Below are 17085 nucleotides of genomic sequence, written 5' to 3'. Positions count from 1 at the left end.
GGGCCCGGTGGTGATCCTGGCGCCGGACCCGCAGCCGGTTCAGCCCTTGGGGGCGCGCTTGCGGGCCAGGCCCGTCCGTACCCCTTGGCGCACCCGCGTCCAGGCCGCTGTCGCCCCTTCGGTCCGCCGCTCCGTCCGGGGCCGGGCGGGCTTCGCCCGCTGGGGCGGGGCCGGCGTGGCCTCACGCTCAGGTCCGGCCGCGAGCACGTGATAGCGGTGGCTCAGGCGCCGCCCCAGCAGCAGATAACCGAGCAGCGCACCCGCCGTGTTGAGGATGACGTCATCGATGTCGAAGGCACGTCCGGGGACCAGCGCTCCCTGCACCAGTTCGACCACGACGATGACGAGGACGGTCAGCAGCACCATGCGGATCATGCGCAGCCGCCTCGGTACGAGGAAGGGCAGCAGGACACCGAACGGCATCCCCAGCACCAGGTTGCCACCGGCCTGCTTACAGGCGGCGAGGAAGGTGTAGTCCTCGGCGTACTGCCGCAGCGAGCGTCCCGGGCGGAGGTTCGACGTGACGAGGTCCCGCGAGGCGGGCGACGGTGTGAGGGTCACCTTCGCCAGCACGACGGAGAATGCGACCATGGCCAGGAAGGCCGTCACCAGGATGGCGACCTGGAGCAGTACACGGCCCCATGCCCGGTGACGTCCTTTGTCGTGCGCGTCTCTTCTCACCTCTGCGTCCATGGGCGACAGATGCCCCCGACCCGCCGCACCACACCTGGCGCCGCCGCCCCGGCGTGATGCGGCCCGGGCGGACGCGGGCCAGACTGGTCGCGACGGCCGGCGGCGAACGGCCCGGCCGGAACGCCACGACGAAACCGATGCGGAGATCTCATGAGGAGCGACCGCGGAAGCCGGCCTCCGCACTGCCTGGTCACCGGCGCCACCGGTTACATCGGGGGGCGGCTGGTCCCCGAACTGCTGGCGTCGGGACACCGGGTGCGCTGCCTGGCCCGCACCCCGGAGAAGCTGCGGGACTACCCATGGGCCGACGAGGTGGAGATCGTCCGCGGCGACGTCACCGACGCCCGGTCCCTCGCGCCCGCGATGCGGGGCATCGACGTGGCCTACTACCTGGTGCACGCCCTGACGGCCGGCGGCGGCTTCGAGGAGACGGACCGCCGGGCCGCCACCGTCTTCGGCGAGCAGGCGGGCGCCGCGGGGGTGAGCCGGATCGTGTACCTCGGCGGTCTCACCCCGTCCGACGTACCCGAACGGGAGCTGTCACCGCATCTGCGGTCGCGGGCCGAGGTCGGCAGGATCCTGCTGGCTTCCGGCGTCCCGACCACCGCGCTGAGGGCCGCCGTCATCATCGGATCCGGCTCGGCCTCCTTCGAAATGCTGCGCTATCTCACGGAGCGGCTGCCCGTCATGGTGACGCCCAGCTGGGTGTCCACACGGATCCAGCCGATCGCGGTCCGGGACGTGCTGCGCTATCTGGTGGGCAGCGCCCGGATGGAGCCGGAGGTGAACCGCACCTTCGACATCGGCGGGCCCGACGTCGTCACCTACCGCGACATGATGCAGCGGTACGCGGAGATCGCGAACCTTCCGCACCGGCTGATCCTGCCCGTTCCCATGCTGACCCCCCGGCTGTCCAGCCACTGGATCGGGCTGGTCACACCCGTGCCGCGGTCGATCGCCCGCCCGCTCGCGGAATCGCTGCGGTACGAGGTCGTGTGCCGGGAGCACGACATCGCCCAGTACGTCCCCGACGGGCCCGGGCAGCCGTTCGGCCTCGGCAAGGCGCTGCGGCTGGCGCTGCAGAGGGTCCGGGAGGCCGGGGTCACGACCAGGTGGTCGTCCGCGTCGGTACCCGGGGTGCCGAGCGACCCCCTGCCCACCGACCCCGACTGGGCCGGCGGCAGCCTGTACGCGGATGTGCGCCGGCGCGAGGCCGACGCGTCCCCCGAAGCTCTGTGGCGGGTCGTCGAGGGGATCGGAGGCGAGCACGGCTGGTATTCGTTCCCGCTCGCGTGGGCGGTGCGCGGGTGGCTCGACCGGCTGGTGGGCGGGGTGGGTCTGCGACGCGGCCGGCGGGATTCCGACCGGCTGCGGGTGGGCGATTCACTCGACTTCTGGCGGGTCGAGGAGATCGAGCCGGGCCGCCTGCTGCGGCTGCGGGCCGAGATGCGGCTGCCGGGTCTGGCGTGGCTGGAGATGTGTGTGGAGCCCGACGGCCGGGGCGGGGCGCGGTACCGTCAGCGGGCCCTGTTCCATCCGCGTGGGCTGCTCGGTCACGCGTACTGGTGGAGTGTGTGGCCCTTCCACTCCATCGTCTTCGGCGGGATGGCCCGCAACATCGCCCGTACGGCGGCAGGCTCGGCGTCACCCGAACCGGCGAGCGCCGCGGTGTCGCCCTGACCGCCCGGACCCCGGGCAGTCAGGGGACGGCTGCATGACTCGTTCCCGGCCTCTGCCCCCGTAGGAGTTGTGCCATGACCGTATCGGTCGTCCTGTTCACTGCCGACCTCCGGCTGCACGACCATCCGCCCCTGCGGGCGGCGCTTGCCTCCTCGGACGAGATCGTGCCGCTGTTCGTCCGGGACAGCGCGATCGAGGAGGCCGGATTCGGCGCCCCGAACCGGCTGGCCTTCCTCGCCGACTGCCTGCGGGATCTCGACGGCGGGCTGCGTGAGCGGGGCGGCCGCCTGGTGATCCGCTCGGGGGATGCCGTCGAGGAGGTGGGCCGGATCGTCTCGGAGACCGGCGCCTCGGACGTCCATCTCGCGGCCGGCGCCAGCGCCTTCGCCCGTCGTCGTGAGGAGCGGCTCCGCAAGGCGCTGGAGTCCGGCGGTCGGCGGCTGCACGTCCACGACGGCGTGGTCACCGCTGTCGCACCCGGTGCTGTGACTCCGGCGGCTTCGGACTACTTCGCCGTGTTCACCCCGTACTTCAGGCGCTGGTCGGAGCAGCGGGTACGGGAGGCTTTCGCCGCGCCCCGGACGGTCCGGGTCCCGCACGGCGCGGGGTCCGAGAAGGTGCCCGCCCGCGGCGCGGTGCCGGGGGTGTCGGAGGGCCTGGCCGAGGGCGGCGAGCGGCACGCCCGCAGACAGCTCACCGCGTGGCAGCGCCACGGGCTCGCCGCGTACGAGGAAGGGCACGACGACCTGGCCGGCGACGCGACGTCCCGGCTCTCGCCGCATCTGCACTTCGGCACCCTGTCCCCCGTCGAACTGGTCCACCGGGCCCGCGCCGTCGGCGGGGCCGGGGCTGAGGCCTTCGTCCGGCAGCTGTGCTGGCGCGAGTTCCATCACCAGGTCCTCGCGGCCCGGCCCGCCGCGTCCAGGCAGGACTACCGCACCCGGCACGACCACTGGCGGTCCGAGGCGGACGCGGCGCAGGACATCGAGGCCTGGCGTCAGGGGCGCACCGGCTACCCCGTGGTCGACGCGGCGATGCGCCAGCTGCGCCACGAGGGCTGGATGCACAACCGCGGGCGGCTGCTCACCGCGAGCTTCCTGGCCAAGACGCTGTACGTGGACTGGCGCATCGGCGCACAGCACTTCCTGGACCTGCTGGTCGACGGCGATGTCGCCAACAATCAGCTGAACTGGCAGTGGGTGGCCGGGACCGGCACGGACAGCCGCCCGAACCGGGTACTCAACCCCGTGACCCAGGGCAAACGGTACGACCCGGACGGCCGCTACGTACGCCGCTGGGTGCCGGAGCTGGCCGCGGTGTCCGGACCCGCCGTGCACGAGCCGTGGAAGCTCCGGGTGCCGGAGCGCGACCGCCCGGACTATCCGGAGCCGATCGTGGAACTGGCCGACGGGCTGGCACGCTTCAGGCGGGCGCGCGGCCTGGACTGAGTGCCGCGCGGTCCCGGGCGCGCGCGCCGCCTCCGCCACGCCGTACCCGGTTCGTCGCCGGACGGCCGGTCGGCGACGAGGATGCTGACGTGCCGACTCCCACCGCATCCACCGAACCGGCGGGCCGCGCCCCCTCGGACGGCCCCCGCCCCCACACGGCCCTGTTGCTGCTGTCGGCGGCCTCCGGGGCGGCGGACGCCTTCGTCTTCATCTGTGTCGGCCAGGTCTTCGCCGGTGTGATGACGGGCAATCTGGTCCTGCTGGGCGCCGCGGCCGCGGGGGCCGGTGAGGAGGGGGTCGCGCTGCGCGTGGCCACCGCGCTGATCTCGTACGGATGCGGGGTGGCGTGGGGCGCGGTGGCGGGAGAGCGGATGTGGTGGCGACTGCCCGTCATGCTGCTGACCGAGGTGGCGCTGCTCACGGGGGGTGCGGTGCTGTGGGCATGCGGTTTGATCGCGTCGGACGCCGACCGGCTGGGCCTCCTGGTGGTCATGGGGCTCGCGATGGGCATCCAGGGCCGCGTCCGGGCCACGCCGACGAACTACTTCACCGGGACGCTGACGTCCCTCGTCGGACGGCTGGCCCTGGGATCGTGGCGCCGCGGTGACGGCTGGGTGGCCGGCCGGCTGCTCGCCGTCGTGGCGGGCGCGGCCCTCGCCGCGCTGACGGTGCGTCTGTGGCCCGCGTCGGGTGCCGTGGCGGCTGCGGGACTGGCAGCCGCGGCGCTTTTCGTCGAAGCCGCGGGACGGCGGGGCGTCCAAGCACCGGCCCGGGCGTAGCGCTCGCTCTCCGCGCCCGGACAAGGGGAAGCCCCGGCCGGATCGGGGGAATCCAGCCGGGGCGGCTCGGGTGTGGGCGCTCAGCGCGTCATCCACATATAGGTGAACGATAAATCACCGTGCCGTGTTCCCGGGAATCCGCACCCCGGACTGTGATCCAGGGCACGGACGGCCGGGCCCGGAGGTGGGCCCGGGGGTGGCCGCGGCGTCACGCACCGGCGGGCGCCTCGGTGCCGTAGCGACGGTTGAACTGTTCGATCCGGCCTGCCGTGTCCAGCACCTGCTGGCGGCCCGTGTAGAACGGGTGGCTCGCCGACGAGGTCTCCACGTCGATGACGGGGTAGCTGCGGCCGTCCTGCCACGTCACCCGCTGATCGGAATCCGCGGTGGAACGGGTGAGGAAGGCAGCCCCCGCGGCGCGGTCACGGAAGACCACCGGACGGGAGACGGGGTGGATTCGGGACTTCATGGGCGTTCCTTCCCTACTACGAGAACGGGCGGACGGCTCGGGCCGCCCGGCATCGGCCGGGGCGGCGCTCAGCGCTCCTCGCGGAACGGCACGTGCAGACCGGCCACGGGGTCGTACTTGCGCAGGACCAGACGGTCGGGGTTGTTGCGACGGCTCTTGCGCGTCACATAGCTCTGACCGGTTCCGGCGGTCGAGCGGAGGGTGACGACGGGGCGGGCCTCACTGCGGGCCATGGGCACCTCCGGACTCCTGTACCGATCCCGAACCCTTGATGGGAACGGGATTCGTTTTCGTTCTGGTCATGTAACACGACCATCCCCGGGGGCATTCCCGGCCTGTCGGCACTCTCCGCACCGGGCTTCCGAGCACGCTGCGGCGCCCGTCACGCGGGGCCCCGACGCTCGTTGATCGCAGTGCCCGGCATTGCAGCCGACTTCCTGAGGAACGTGAGCCATGCGCCTGAAGAACCCCCTGACCGCCCTCGCGGCCACCGCCATGATCGCCGCCTGTTCACTGACCGCGGCCGGCCCGGCGGCCGCCGCCGGGGACACCGCACCCGCCTGCGTGGCGCGCGAGGTCATCAAGCAGAACAAGACCGCCTGGACGACCAACAACTGCGGCCGGAACATGCACATCCAGCTGGTGATCAACAACGGTCCCGACCGGAGCTGCTGGACCACCACCCCCGGCGAGACCCTCGAATGGAAGTGGAAGATGGGCTCGTACGGCCGCATCGCCCTCTGCTGAGGCCTCGGAGAGAGCCGCCCTCACGGAGCCCCGGCCCCTGGCCGGGGCTCCGCCCGCATATGCCCCGGCGCCACCCGTTCCCACCGCGCGAAAGCGGCGCGCACAGGCGCACAGCCGTCGTCGAGCGCCGGATGACTTGCATCAACGCCCGCAGACAGCAAGAGTGTTCGACGGAACCGGGCCCCGAACAGCCGCTGGCATATGCCGGATGCAAGAACGCATCGAGTGTCGCCAAACCACTTACGGGCTCCTGTCGGCTGTGCGACAGTCGTATCCGGTCCACCCTCAGACCTGGTTGTACCGCGCCTGTATCGGAGTACGACATGCCGCCCCACCCGCCTGCGGACCGCCCCGCCCCCCAGCCGCCCGAGCGCGATGCCGTCGACGCGTTGATCAACCGGACGCACCGGCTGCGCGGCGACGTGGACGCGGTGCGGCGCGACACCGTCCTCGTCGACGAGGACGACCCCCAGTCGCGCTGGCAGCGTGCGCTGTGCGACCTCGCGGTGCATCAGCTCGACGACCTCGGCGCACATCTGGGACAGCTCAGGCAGGGGCTGCCCCCGGAAGCCGCGGACCAGTCGGCTGCCGACGCGGCTGGGCTCGCCGGCCGCGACGTGCCGGCCGGGGAACAGCCGGGTTCGCTGATCGGCCGGGTGGGCAGCGCAGAGTGGAATCTGCTGACCGACGAGGTGAGCTGGTCCGACGAACTGCTGCAGATCTTCGGGCGCGCCACCGAGGCCGGCCCGCTGTCACTGGACGACCTCCCCTCCGTACTCCTGCCCGAGGACCAGCCCCTGCTCACCACGCTGGTGACCGACTGCCTGGTCGACGGCAAGCCGATAGACGGCGAGTTCCGCATCCTGCGCAAGGACGGGCAGGTTCGGACCCTGCACATGATGGGCGAACCCGTCCTCGACACGGACGGTTGCACCGCTTCCATGTGGGCGGTCCTGCGCGACGTCAGCGCGCTGCGCCGCAGCCAGCAGGCGGTAGACCGGACCCAGGACTCACTCCGCCGCCAGCAGCACATCGCCAGGACCGAACGCCGGATGGCCGTGGAACTGCAGGAGGCGGTACTTCCCCCGTGGCGGGGCTCGCTGAGCCTCCCGGACCACGGGCCCGGGTCACTCGACATCGCGGCGCACTACCTGCCGTCGGATTCGAGCGCCCTGATCGGCGGCGGCTGGTACGACGCGATGGAGCTGCCGGACGGCCGCACGCTGCTCACGGTCGGCGATCTGACCGGCCACGGGATCCAGGCGACCTCCGCCATGGCGATGATCCTGGGTGCGCTGCGCGGCATGGCGGTGGCCGGGATCGAGCCCGGCGCCCTGATGGGGCACCTCAACCAGTTACTGGAGACATCGATCCAGCCCGCCCTCGGCAGCGCGGTGTGCTGCCGGTTCGATCCCGTCGCCCGCAGACTGGAGTGGTCGCAGGCTGGACACCCGGCACCACTGCTCTTCCGCAACGGAGCCGGACGCCCGCTCCCCCCGCCGGACGGGGTTCTCCTCGGAGCGGCGTCCGGGGTCGCGTACGAGCAGGACGAAGTACCCCTGCTGCCCGGTGACGTGCTGGTACTGCACACCGACGGGCTGGCCCGGGGCACCGGGGGAACGCACGCCGGTCTCCGCCCGGGCACGGAAACGCTGCTCGGACTCGCACCGCGTTTCGCAGAGGCCCGTACGGCACAGGAATGCGTACGGATCGTCGTCGAGGAGTTCGGCGGCGCCGAGCGACTGGACGACGCGTGCGTCATGATCGCCCGTATCGGGACGTAGCCGACGGGGTGCAAGGGCCGGCGCCTTCCGCACGCGGCGCCTTTCTCGCTCCTGTTCCTGCGGCACCGCGTTCTTCTGTTCCTGCGGGCACCGCGTTCTTCGTGGGCGCCCAGGGATCAGATCTCTGAACTCCTGGGCCTCTTGATGACGGTGCTCTGCGGCAACGAGAGCTGGATCTCCTCACGCAGGTCCTCGATCTTCGCGTAACCCGCGAACTGGCCCGTCAGCCGGTACATTTCGCGCAGCCGGTCCCAGGTGCGGTGCGAGGAGGTCTCCCCCATCGTCACCAGGGCGAGCCGTGCGTAACGGTCGGCCTGCTCCGGGTCGTCGGCGATGAAGCAGGCCGAGGCGAGCGAGATGTAGTCGAAGATCTTCGACCTCTGGCGCCCGTTGACCCGCAGTTCCAGTGCCTGCTTCGCGTGGCGCTGGGCGATGACGGCCGCCGAGGGCTCGTGCTCGGCGAGCGTGCGGAACGCCAGGGCCTGCATGCCGTGGAGATCGGCCTCGTCGAACATCTGCATCCAACTGGGCGGTGGCACATCGCCCTTGTCGGAGATGAAGAGCTCCTCGGCCCGGCCGAGGGTGCGCCGCATGGCCTGCCCCCTGCCCATGGATGCCTGCGCCCAGGCCTCGATGGTGTGGAGCATCGCCTGGGTGCGCGGCAGGACCATGTCGCCCGAGCCGGACTTCGCGAGTCTCATGAGGTCGAGCGCGTCGTCGGGACGGCCCAGGTGCACCATCTGGCGCGCCGCCCGGGAGAGCGCCTCGCCCGCCCGCGGCCGGTCCCCGCCCTCGCGTGCGGCGTGCGCGGCGATGACGAAGTACTTCTGCGCCGTGGGTTCGAGGCCGATGTCGTGGGACATCCAGCCCGCGAGTACGGCGAGGTTGGCGGCAACGCCCCACAGGCGGCGCTGCAGGTGGTCGGGGTGGCGGTAGGCGAGCATGCCGCCCACCTCGTTCAGCTGGCCCACCACGGCCTTGCGCTGGAGGCCGCCGCCCCGGGAGGCGTCCCAGGCGCGGAACACCTCCACGGAGCGTTCCAGCGCCTCGATCTCCTCCGAGCCGATGGGCGCGGCCTCGTACCGGTCGTAGCCGGCCGGGTCCGCGTGCACGGGGTCGTCGATGCGTGGGGCGTCGGCCGCCAGTACGGGGTCGGTGTGCAGCCAGTCGTGCATGGGGCCGGCGATCGTGGAGCCTGCGGCAAGCGCGGCACCCGCGCTCACCAAGCCGCGTCGGTTGAGCATGAGGTCCATTCCCGTGAATTCGGTGAGGACCGCTGCCGTCCGCTCGGGCGCCCACGGGAGTTGTTCGGGATTGTGTTCCGTCCCGGTCTCTCGCCGTTTCCCCACACGCCCGCGCCGGCCGAACCCGAGGTCCTCGATGGTCACGACACGACCGAGCCGCTCGGTGAACAGGGCTGCCAGCACCTTGGGCACGGGATCGCGCGGGGACTCCCCCATGTCGATCCAGCGCCTCACACGCGAGGTGTCGGTGGCCAGTTGCGGATGGCCCATGGCCGCCGCCTGCCTGTTCACCATTCTCGCGAGTTCACCCTTGGACCAGCCGGCAAGGCCGAACAGGTCGGAAAGGCGGGTGTTGGGTTCTCCGGTCACGTCAAGCCCCCAGGTTCTCGGCTGTGTTGACAGTAACCCCCTGTCAGATGCCCTGCGACTATTCGCCAGCCTTCGCCAGGGGTCGCCACGTTCTCTGCCATGGGCATCCCGGTGTCAGGTAGGAATGCGCCACCCCGCCCGGCAGCCCTAGGTACTCCCCAGGGTGCCGATCGGCCGCCGGCCGGGGCGGCGCACGCAACTTGTCGGCGCACGAAGGGATCTGTATCGCCCATGTACACAGCATCGTCCTCCGTGTCCGCCCCGCCCCGGCCGCTGCGTCCTCTGGGCGTGGGTGGCGGACCGTACCTCGACCCCCGCGCCGCCGCCCCCGCGTCCGGCATCGGCCGGCCCCGGCGCGCGGCAGGGCCGGGCGCCCCCTCGCTCAGTGGAAGACTGGACCTGTCCGGTCCGCAGGGCGCGCAGCTGAGGATGGCGATCGCCTCGGTGCACCGGATCTGTCCGGAGTTCAATCCGGTGCAGGTCCTTCGGCGCAGCGGCCGTTCGGTACTCCTCGTCGGTTCCACCGGCCGCGCGACCGCGGTCGCCAAGTGCTTACTGGACCACTCCCCCGCGTGGTCGGAGCGGTTCCGCCACGAAATAGCGGCATACCGGGCGTTCGTCCGGCACCGCCCCCCGGTCCGCGTGCCCCGGCTCATCGCAGCGGACCCGGAGAACTGCACCCTCGTCATCGAGCGGATGCCCGGCCGGGTGGCGGCACTGACCAGGCACCCGTCGGAGGCACCCCCCCGGGCCGACCTGCGGGCGGTGCTCGGTGCGGTCAGCCGTGTCAACGCCTGGCGGCCGCCGGCCGGTCTGTTCGACGCCCCGCTGGACTACGCGGCGCGCATCGCGCGCTATCACGAGCTCGGTCTGTTCACCGACCGCGATCTCGGCGACCTGCAGAAGCTGCTGCACGGGCTCGCCCACGCCGGTGGCCGTCAGGGCATGGGACAGTTCTGTCACGGTGACGCGTTGCTCTCCAACATCCTGCTGTCGCCCACCGGTCCGGTTCTGGTCGACTGGGAGCACGCCGGCTGGTACCTGCCGGGCTACGACCTGGCGACACTCTGGGCGGTCCTGGGGGACGCGCCCGTGGCGCGGCGTCAGATCAGCCAGCTGGCCCAGGTCGCGGGTCCCGCGGCGCGGGACGCGTTCCTCGTCAATCTGATGCTCGTGCTCACACGGGAGATCCGTACGTACGAGACGGCCCTGCAGCGGGCCATGCGGGACACCACCGCACCGGCCAGGACGGGCCAGGACCGTCCGGGTGCCCTGTCGTCGGGTGAGGAGCAGCGGCTGCTGCTGCGTCGCCTGCATGACGACTGCGCCATGGCGCGGAGTGCTGTTCGAGCCGCGGTCGGCACTCGCTGACCTGACCGACGGGGGATGCGCGCTGCGGGTCCGGTGCCGACACACCGGACCGCAGCGCGCTGTCGTGCTGCCCCGCGGACACGCTCCGGCGCCGGGCCGGGCCCGGCCGGGTCAGTGTGTGCGGACGATGTCCACGTCGGATGCCTTCACGAAGGCGATGCGGTGGCCGATCTGGACCGTCACATACTTCTCCTTGCCCTGGAAGTACGCGTGGTCCAGGGGGTACGAGGCGTCGATCGTCGGCGCGTAGAAGAAGCCGGTGGGAGCCTGCCCGCCGCCGGGGTAGGACTGGCCCGCCTTGATGGTGTACTGCAGGGGCGTGCCCACTCGCTGGTCCGCGAATCCGGCGGGGTACTCGGACTTCTCCGGGTACGCCACCCCGTACACCGGCACCTCCGCCTTGCCGTCCTTCGGCCTGACGACGTAGCCGGACGTGGGGGTGGTGGTGCGGGTACGGGCCGGAGTGCTGAACCAGGCCTTCTTCCCGTACCACCAGATCGCCGTCCAGCCGGGTGCGTGGTCGGCGACGACGGCCTGCTGGGTCGCGCTGATCTTGCTGCCCCAGTCGGCGGCGCAGTTGGTGCCGGGCGATCCGTCCGTGTGCAGACCCGGGTCGGAGAAGAGCGGGGCGTCCTCGGAGGGTTCCGTGTGCAGCGGCACGGCGCTGGAGCCCTGCACGGGCAGGTCGACGCCCTTCTCGCAGTCACGGAATGCCTGCTGGTTGTCCTTGAACCGCGGGCTGACGGTGACAAGTTCGCTGCCCTTGTGGGCCGTCGGCACGGTGGGGCGGCCCAGGAGCGCCATGAAGCGGTTCCAGTCCCAGTAGGTTCCCGGATCCCAGTGCATGTTCTTGGTGCCGGCGGCGCTGGTGGGCGGCACCCCGTCATGGCCGATGATGTGCTGGCGGTCCAGCGGGATGTCGTACTTGGCGGCGAGATGACGAACGAGCTTCGCGGTGGAGCGGTACATCTCGGGGGTGTACCACGTGGCGCCCTCGGTGGCGACACCCTCCTGCTCGATGCCGATCGAGTGGGTGTTGAGGTACCAGTTTCCGGCCTGCCAGGCGACGTCCTTGTTCTTCACCATCTGCGTGACATGGCCGTCGGCGGAGCGCACCACGTAGTGGGCCGAGGTCTGCTTCAGCGGGTTCTGGAAGATCTTCAGCGTGGTGTCGAAGTCCTCCTCGGTGTCGTGGAGGACGATGAATTTGATCTTGTTGCTGTTCGGCCTGTCCGCTGTGTCGTAGTTGCCGTACGTCTCCTTGTCAGCCGGGTCGCCGGTCTGCTGGTAGGCGGCCGGGACCCAGTCGCAGTCGAGACCGCGCGGGCACTCCGGCCGCACCCCGTCCGCGCCGGCGTGTGCCGCGGGGCTGAGCAGCGCGACACTCAGCGCGCCGGCGGTGGTCAGCGCGAGTGCGCGTCCGGTCCTCTGCTTGGACGTCATGACAACCCTTCTTGGAGCTGGGCGTTTCCCGAGCCGTGCGTATCGAGACGTCTTCGCGTTCCGATCTCTGTTCGGCTGTGCGCGCACACTCTGTGACCTGAGGTGATGGCACGTCAAGGGTGTGGTGGGCACCGCGGGTCGAGCCAGTGGACCAGACCACTGGCAGGTGCTCTGACCTGCGGACGGAAAGGAGCAACGGGATTCTGGCGGTGGCGCGTTACCTGACTTTTACGCAGGGACGCGCCGGCCCGCACGACCGGCGGCATCCCTCGAACGAGCGGACTTCTTGTGTGACTAATGGCGGCTGTGCGTGCCTCGAACGGCCGAAGGGTAGTGCTGGCGCGGACACCACCGAACCGCGTGACGCTCACGCGGAGGCTCGTCGAAAGGCACGGACGCACATGGCACAGCCCTTCACCCTGCCGGACTTCTATGTTCCGTATCCGGCGCGCCTCAACCCGCACGACGAGGAGGCGCGGCAGCACACGAAGACGTGGGCGCGGACCATGGGGATGCTGGAGGGGTCCGGCATCTGGGAGGAGAAGGACCTCGACTCCCACGACTACGCGCTGCTGTGCGCCTACACACACCCCGACTGCTCGGCCGAGGCGTTGTCCCTGGTCACCGACTGGTACGTGTGGGTCTTCTTCTTCGACGACCACTTCCTGGAACTGTTCAAGCGCACCCCCGACCGCGAGGGCGGCAAGCGCTACCTGGACCGGCTGCCCGCGTTCATGCCGATGGAGCGGGGCGCTGTGACGCCTGAGCCGGAGAACCCCGTCGAGGCGGGGCTGGCCGATCTGTGGGCGCGGACGGTACCCGGCATGTCGGACGCCTGGCGCGTGCGGTTCGCCGAGGCGACGAAGAACCTGCTGAACGAGTCCTTGTGGGAACTCGCCAACATCAACGAGGGCCGCATCGCCAACCCCGTCGAGTACATCGAGATGCGCCGCAAGGTCGGCGGGGCCCCGTGGTCGGCGGGACTGGTGGAGTACGCGGCGGGCGCCGAGGTCCCCGAGGCGGTGGCCGGTGAACGGGCGCTGCGGGTGCTGCGCGACGCGTTCTCCGACGGCGTCCATCTGCGCAACGACCTGTTCTCGTACCAGCGGGAGGTCGAGGACGAGGGCGAGAACAGCAACGGCGTCCTGGTCCTTGAGCGCTTCCTCGACTGCTCGACGCAGGAGGCCGCCGAGGCGGTGAACGATCTGCTGACGTCCAGGCTTCAGCAGTTCGAGAACACCGCGCTGACCGAACTGGGCCCGCTCTGCGCGGGGAAGGGTCTGGACGCCGCGCAGACGGCGGCGGTGCTCGCGTACGTCAAGGGGCTGCAGGACTGGCAGTCCGGCGGCCATGAGTGGCACATGCGCTCCAGCCGCTACATGAACGACGGCGGTGCCGGGCAGGCCGCGCCGGGCTTCGGTATGGCCGCCGCCTCCATCCGCTTCACCCCCCGGTCGGAATCCGCCAGGCTCCGCAGCCACACCCACCTGCCCCACCAGCACGTCGGCCCGTCCCTGCTGCCCGACTTCGACCTGCCGTTCGGCACGACGCTCAGTCCGCACCTGGAGGGGGCCCGGGAGCGGCTGGTCGTGTGGGCCGACCGGATGGGGATCCTCCAGGCCCAGCCGGGGGTGCCGGGCTCGCACATCTGGGACGAGGAACGGCTGCGGGCGATCGATCTGCCGCTCTGCGCGGCCGGGATCCATCCGGACGCCACCCCGGACGGGCTGGACCTGTCCTCACGGTGGCTGGCATGGGGGACCTACGGCGACGACTGGTTCCCGGTGGTGCACGGGCGGACCCGTGACCTGGCGGGGGCCCGCCTGGCCAACGAGCGTCTGTCGCTCTTCATGCCGCTGGACGGGAGCGCGACGCCCGAGCCCGTCAACGCGCTGGAGCGCGGGCTGGGCGATCTCTGGGAGCTCACCTCCGCGCCGATGGACGACGCCGGCAGGCGTGCGTTCCGCAAGGCCGTCGAGGACATGACGGCGAGCTGGCTCTGGGAGCTGGCGAACCAGGCGCAGAACAGGATTCCGGACCCGGTGGACTACGTCGAGATGCGGCGCATGACGTTCGGCTCGGACCTGACGATGAGCCTGTGCCGACTGGGGCACGGCAGGAAGGTGCCGCCGGAGATCTACGAGAGCGGCCCGCTGCGCTCCCTGGAGAACGCGGCCGCCGACTACGCCGCGCTGCTCAACGACCTGTTCTCGTACCAGAAGGAGATCGAGTACGAGGGTGAGGTGCACAACGGTGTCCTGGTCGTACAGAACTTCTTCGGAGTGGACTATCCGACCGCGATGGAGATCCTGTACGACTTGATGAAGTCCCGTCTGCGCCAGTTCCTGCATGTCGCCGAGCACGAACTTCCGGTGCTCTATGACGACTTCGACCTGGACGCCGAGGCGAGGGAGACCCTCGCCGGCTACGTCCAGGAGCTGAAGCACTGGATCGCGGGCATTCTGATCTGGCACCGGGGCTGCCGGCGCTACCGCGAGGAGGACCTGCGGCGGGGCACCGCGGCCCCGTGGCACCTGGGCGGTCCCACGGGGCGCGGCACATCTGCGGCGCAGGTGACCTCGTTGTTCGCTCAGCTCTCGGGGGTCAGCGTGTAGCGCCGTCCCGCGCGGGCCCTGATGACCTTCTCGCCGCTCGTGAACAGCGAGCCGCGTACGGTCACTTCACGGGTGCGGCCCGCCGTGAGCACGACACGGCGGGCCTTCCCGGCGGCCCATGCGATGTCGACGGTGAATCCGCCGCGAGCGCGCAGTCCGCGCACGGATCCGTCCGGCCAGGCGGCGGGGAGGGCGGGAAGGATCTCGACGGCGTCGTGCTGGCTCTGCAGGAGCATCTCCGCGATTCCCGAGGCGGCGCCGAAGTTCCCGTCGATCTGGAACGGCGGGTGGGTGTCCCAGAGGTTGGGGAGGGTGGAGTTCTTCAGTTGTTCCGCGAGCATCTTGTGGGCGTGGCTGCCGTCCCGCAGTCGCGCCCAGAAGTTGATCTTCCATGCCTTGGACCAGCCGGTGCCGCCGTCGCCACGGGCCTCCAGAGAGACCTCGGCGGCCTCGGCCCAGGTGCTCCCCGCCTCGATCTGCCGGCCGGGGTGGAGGCCGAAGAGGTGCGAGACGTGGCGATGCGTGTCGGCCGGGTCGTCCCGGTCGGTCTTCCACTCCTGGAGCTGCCCCCAGGACCCGACGCGCAGCCCGGGGTCCAGGCCGTCGAGAGCCTTTTCGAGACGGCTGCGGAAAGCCGGTGCGTCGCCGAGGGTGCGGGCGGCCTCCAGGGTGCTCGTGAGCAGGTCGTGGACGATCTGCTGGGACATCGCGGCCCCGGCGGTGAAGTCTCCGTGCTCGGGCGAGTAACTGGGGGTGACGACGAGCAGTCCGTCGCGCGGGTCGGTGCGCAGGTTGGCCAGCCAGAATTCGGCGGCCTCCTTCATCGCCGGGTAGGCGGTGGAGCGCAGGTAGCCGGTGGAGCCGCTGAAGCGGTAGTGCTCGTACATCTGCTGGGTGAGCCAGGCGGCGGCCTCGGGGAACCAGAAGGCGGTGGACCAGTCGTGGACACCGGTGAAGCCGTACGGGTTCGTCTCGTTGTGCACGACCCAGCCCGCGGTCCCGAACATCTCCTTCGCCGTCCTGCGGCCGGGCTCGCGCATCGACTCGATGTAGCGGTCGTACGGGGCGGTGGTCTCGGCGAGGTTGGTGACCTCGGCCAGCCAGTAGTTCATCTGGAGGTTGATGTTGCTGTGGTAGTCGGCGGACCACGGCGGGTTGGTCGAGTTGTTCCACACGCCCTGGAGGTTGGCCGGCAGCGAGCCGGCCCGTGAGGAGGCGATGAGCAGGTAGCGGCCGTACTGGAAGAACAGCGCCTCCAGAGCCCGGTCCGCTGCGCTCGCGCCGCCGGTGTAGGCGCTCAGCAGCTGGTCGGTGGGCAGGTCGGGGAGCTCCTGGCCGATGTCGAGCGCGACCCGGTCGAAGAGGGCGCGGTGGTCCTTCACGTGGGCCTCGCGGACGCTCTCGTACGACCTGGCCGCAGCGGCGTCCACGGCGGCCGCGACCTTCCGGTGCGGGTCCTCGCCCCGGTAGGCGGGGTAGGTGTCCGCGTAGTCGGTACCCGCCGCGAGGAAGAACCAGGCGCGGTCGGCGCCGGTGACGGTGAGACTGCCGTCGGCCCCGGCGGTGACCTTGCCACCTGAGGTCCGTACGCGGATCTGGGCCTCGAAGCGCAGGCCGTTGTCCTTGAGGGCGCCCCGGACGGTGAGCCGGTCCGCGGTGGCGGCGGCGGTGAAGTCGTTGCGCGGCGAGGTGTACCGCAGGGTGAAGGACACCTGCCCCGGGCGGTCCGCCGTCAGCCGTCCCGCGATGACGGATCCGGGGTGGGAGACGAAGAACTCCCTGGCGTGGGCAACCCCTTCATGCGTGTAGGCCACGGACGCGAGGGCGGTACGCAGGTCCAGGGCGCGCCGGTAGGAGGCGTCGGGCGCGGGAGGGGCGCCGGGGACGTCCAGGTGAAGTTCCCCGAAGACCTGGTAGGCGCCGTAGCCGCGGCGCGCCTGTCCGAGTTCGGCGGCCACGGCGTCGGCGCCGAGGGTTTCTTCGCTGTCGAGGCGGTTCTGCACCGCGGCGAGCGCGCCGGGCCTGGGGGTGGTCCAGTTGCCGAAGTCATACCCCTGGGCCGAGCCGGGGCCGCCCGTCCACAGCGTCTTCTCGTTGAGGGTGAGGAGTTCGGAGGCGAGCGTTCCATGGACACTCGCGCCCAGGGCCCCGCCGCCGATGGGCAGCGACTCACGCTCCCAGCCGGCGGCGGGCGCACGGTAGTGGAGCTCCGGGTTCGGCAGCTCCGCCCTCCGCTTGCCCTTCCCTGATTCATCGGAGGTGCCGGTGGCGGCTGCCGTGCCGGAAAGGACGGGAACTCCCCACGCAAGGGCCCCCGTTGCACCGATCGCCGTCTTCACAGTGGTACGTCGCGTCATCCCGGATGTCATGCCGGACGACGCTAGAGGTCCGACGACTGCCCGGACAAGACGCATGACAAAGCGGCCTCTTGGACAGAGACAGC

13 protein-coding genes are annotated in these 17085 nt (G+C 71.0%); 7 read left to right on the top strand and 6 right to left on the bottom strand.

Going from position 1 to position 17085, the window contains the following annotated elements:
• Positions 1 to 39: 39 nt before the first annotated feature.
• Positions 40 to 681 carry a VanZ family protein gene (locus ACFYPA_RS19395; RefSeq protein WP_389133102.1) on the bottom strand — a complete coding sequence of 214 codons (642 nt, stop codon included), beginning with the start codon at positions 679 to 681 and terminating at the stop codon, positions 40 to 42.
• Positions 682 to 843: 162 nt separating this feature from the next.
• On the opposite strand from ACFYPA_RS19395, the gene ACFYPA_RS19390 reads away from it, so the two are divergent.
• The 3 genes from ACFYPA_RS19390 (at position 844) to ACFYPA_RS19380 (ending at position 4600) form a co-directional block, all read left to right on the top strand.
• Positions 844 to 2373, top strand: coding sequence for an SDR family oxidoreductase (locus tag ACFYPA_RS19390; RefSeq protein ID WP_359320785.1), 1530 nt, complete (start codon positions 844 to 846; stop codon positions 2371 to 2373).
• A 74-nt stretch (positions 2374 to 2447) separates the two neighbouring features.
• Complete coding sequence (locus tag ACFYPA_RS19385; protein ID WP_359320788.1) at positions 2448 to 3821, top strand: deoxyribodipyrimidine photo-lyase; 1374 nt, start codon at positions 2448 to 2450, stop codon at positions 3819 to 3821.
• Positions 3822 to 3910: 89 nt separating this feature from the next.
• Positions 3911 to 4600: a YoaK family protein gene (locus ACFYPA_RS19380; protein ID WP_359320791.1), complete on the top strand. Its 690-nt coding sequence runs from the start codon at positions 3911 to 3913 to the stop codon at positions 4598 to 4600.
• Between the two features lie 208 nt (positions 4601 to 4808).
• Here ACFYPA_RS19380 and ACFYPA_RS19375 read toward each other — a convergent pair whose 3' ends face one another.
• Both ACFYPA_RS19375 and rpmG read right to left on the bottom strand, forming a co-directional pair.
• Positions 4809 to 5069, bottom strand: coding sequence for a type B 50S ribosomal protein L31 (locus ACFYPA_RS19375; protein ID WP_359320794.1), 261 nt, complete (start codon positions 5067 to 5069; stop codon positions 4809 to 4811).
• Positions 5070 to 5137: 68 nt separating this feature from the next.
• The gene (gene rpmG, locus ACFYPA_RS19370; RefSeq protein ID WP_359086809.1) at positions 5138 to 5302 is read right to left on the bottom strand and encodes a 50S ribosomal protein L33; all 165 of its coding nucleotides are present in this window, start codon (positions 5300 to 5302) and stop codon (positions 5138 to 5140) included.
• A 220-nt stretch (positions 5303 to 5522) separates the two neighbouring features.
• Here rpmG and ACFYPA_RS19365 point away from each other — a divergent pair, with 220 nt between their 5' ends.
• On the top strand, positions 5523 to 5816 hold the full coding sequence (locus tag ACFYPA_RS19365; protein ID WP_359086811.1) for a hypothetical protein: 294 nt from the start codon (positions 5523 to 5525) through the stop codon (positions 5814 to 5816).
• A 323-nt stretch (positions 5817 to 6139) separates the two neighbouring features.
• Positions 6140 to 7600, top strand: coding sequence for a SpoIIE family protein phosphatase (locus ACFYPA_RS19360; protein ID WP_359320797.1), 1461 nt, complete (start codon positions 6140 to 6142; stop codon positions 7598 to 7600).
• Between the two features lie 116 nt (positions 7601 to 7716).
• On the opposite strand, the gene ACFYPA_RS19355 is transcribed toward ACFYPA_RS19360, so the two are convergent.
• The gene (locus ACFYPA_RS19355; protein ID WP_359320800.1) at positions 7717 to 9213 is read right to left on the bottom strand and encodes a hypothetical protein; all 1497 of its coding nucleotides are present in this window, start codon (positions 9211 to 9213) and stop codon (positions 7717 to 7719) included.
• A 231-nt stretch (positions 9214 to 9444) separates the two neighbouring features.
• On the opposite strand from ACFYPA_RS19355, the gene ACFYPA_RS19350 reads away from it, so the two are divergent.
• Entirely contained in the window at positions 9445 to 10584 is a 1140-nt protein-coding gene (locus tag ACFYPA_RS19350; RefSeq protein ID WP_359086817.1) for an aminoglycoside phosphotransferase family protein, read from the top strand.
• Between the two features lie 111 nt (positions 10585 to 10695).
• On the opposite strand, the gene ACFYPA_RS19345 is transcribed toward ACFYPA_RS19350, so the two are convergent.
• Complete coding sequence (locus tag ACFYPA_RS19345; protein ID WP_359086819.1) at positions 10696 to 12027, bottom strand: peptidoglycan recognition family protein; 1332 nt, start codon at positions 12025 to 12027, stop codon at positions 10696 to 10698.
• A 401-nt stretch (positions 12028 to 12428) separates the two neighbouring features.
• On the opposite strand from ACFYPA_RS19345, the gene ACFYPA_RS19340 reads away from it, so the two are divergent.
• Positions 12429 to 14642: a germacradienol/geosmin synthase gene (locus tag ACFYPA_RS19340; RefSeq protein WP_359086821.1), complete on the top strand. Its 2214-nt coding sequence runs from the start codon at positions 12429 to 12431 to the stop codon at positions 14640 to 14642.
• On the opposite strand, the gene ACFYPA_RS19335 is transcribed toward ACFYPA_RS19340, so the two are convergent.
• Positions 14618 to 16999 (bottom strand): glycoside hydrolase family 95 protein, encoded by a 2382-nt coding sequence (locus ACFYPA_RS19335; protein WP_359320803.1) that lies wholly within the window; start codon positions 16997 to 16999, stop codon positions 14618 to 14620. The genes ACFYPA_RS19340 and ACFYPA_RS19335 overlap by 25 nt on opposite strands.
• Positions 17000 to 17085: the final 86 nt, after the last annotated feature.

Source organism: Streptomyces sp. NPDC005775 (assembly GCF_042871565.1).
Lineage (GTDB): Bacteria > Actinomycetota > Actinomycetes > Streptomycetales > Streptomycetaceae > Streptomyces.
The sequence above is the reverse complement of the archived record's forward strand: the minus strand, read 5'-3'. Positions and strand labels throughout refer to the sequence as shown.

Bases quoted from the DNA above. Each gene is read 5' to 3' on its own strand.
- ACFYPA_RS19390 (WP_359320785.1), top strand. From the start codon at position 844: ATGAGGAGCGACCGCGGAAGCCGGCCTCCGCACTGCCTGGTCACCGGC.
- ACFYPA_RS19385 (WP_359320788.1), top strand. From the start codon at position 2,448: ATGACCGTATCGGTCGTCCTGTTCACTGCCGACCTCCGGCTGCACGAC.
- ACFYPA_RS19375 (WP_359320794.1), bottom strand. From the start codon at position 5,069: ATGAAGTCCCGAATCCACCCCGTCTCCCGTCCGGTGGTCTTCCGTGAC.
- rpmG (WP_359086809.1), bottom strand. From the start codon at position 5,302: ATGGCCCGCAGTGAGGCCCGCCCCGTCGTCACCCTCCGCTCGACCGCC.
- ACFYPA_RS19365 (WP_359086811.1), top strand. From the start codon at position 5,523: ATGCGCCTGAAGAACCCCCTGACCGCCCTCGCGGCCACCGCCATGATC.
- ACFYPA_RS19360 (WP_359320797.1), top strand. From the start codon at position 6,140: ATGCCGCCCCACCCGCCTGCGGACCGCCCCGCCCCCCAGCCGCCCGAG.
- ACFYPA_RS19350 (WP_359086817.1), top strand. From the start codon at position 9,445: ATGTACACAGCATCGTCCTCCGTGTCCGCCCCGCCCCGGCCGCTGCGT.
- ACFYPA_RS19345 (WP_359086819.1), bottom strand. From the start codon at position 12,027: ATGACGTCCAAGCAGAGGACCGGACGCGCACTCGCGCTGACCACCGCC.
- ACFYPA_RS19340 (WP_359086821.1), top strand. From the start codon at position 12,429: ATGGCACAGCCCTTCACCCTGCCGGACTTCTATGTTCCGTATCCGGCG.
- ACFYPA_RS19335 (WP_359320803.1), bottom strand. From the start codon at position 16,999: ATGACGCGACGTACCACTGTGAAGACGGCGATCGGTGCAACGGGGGCC.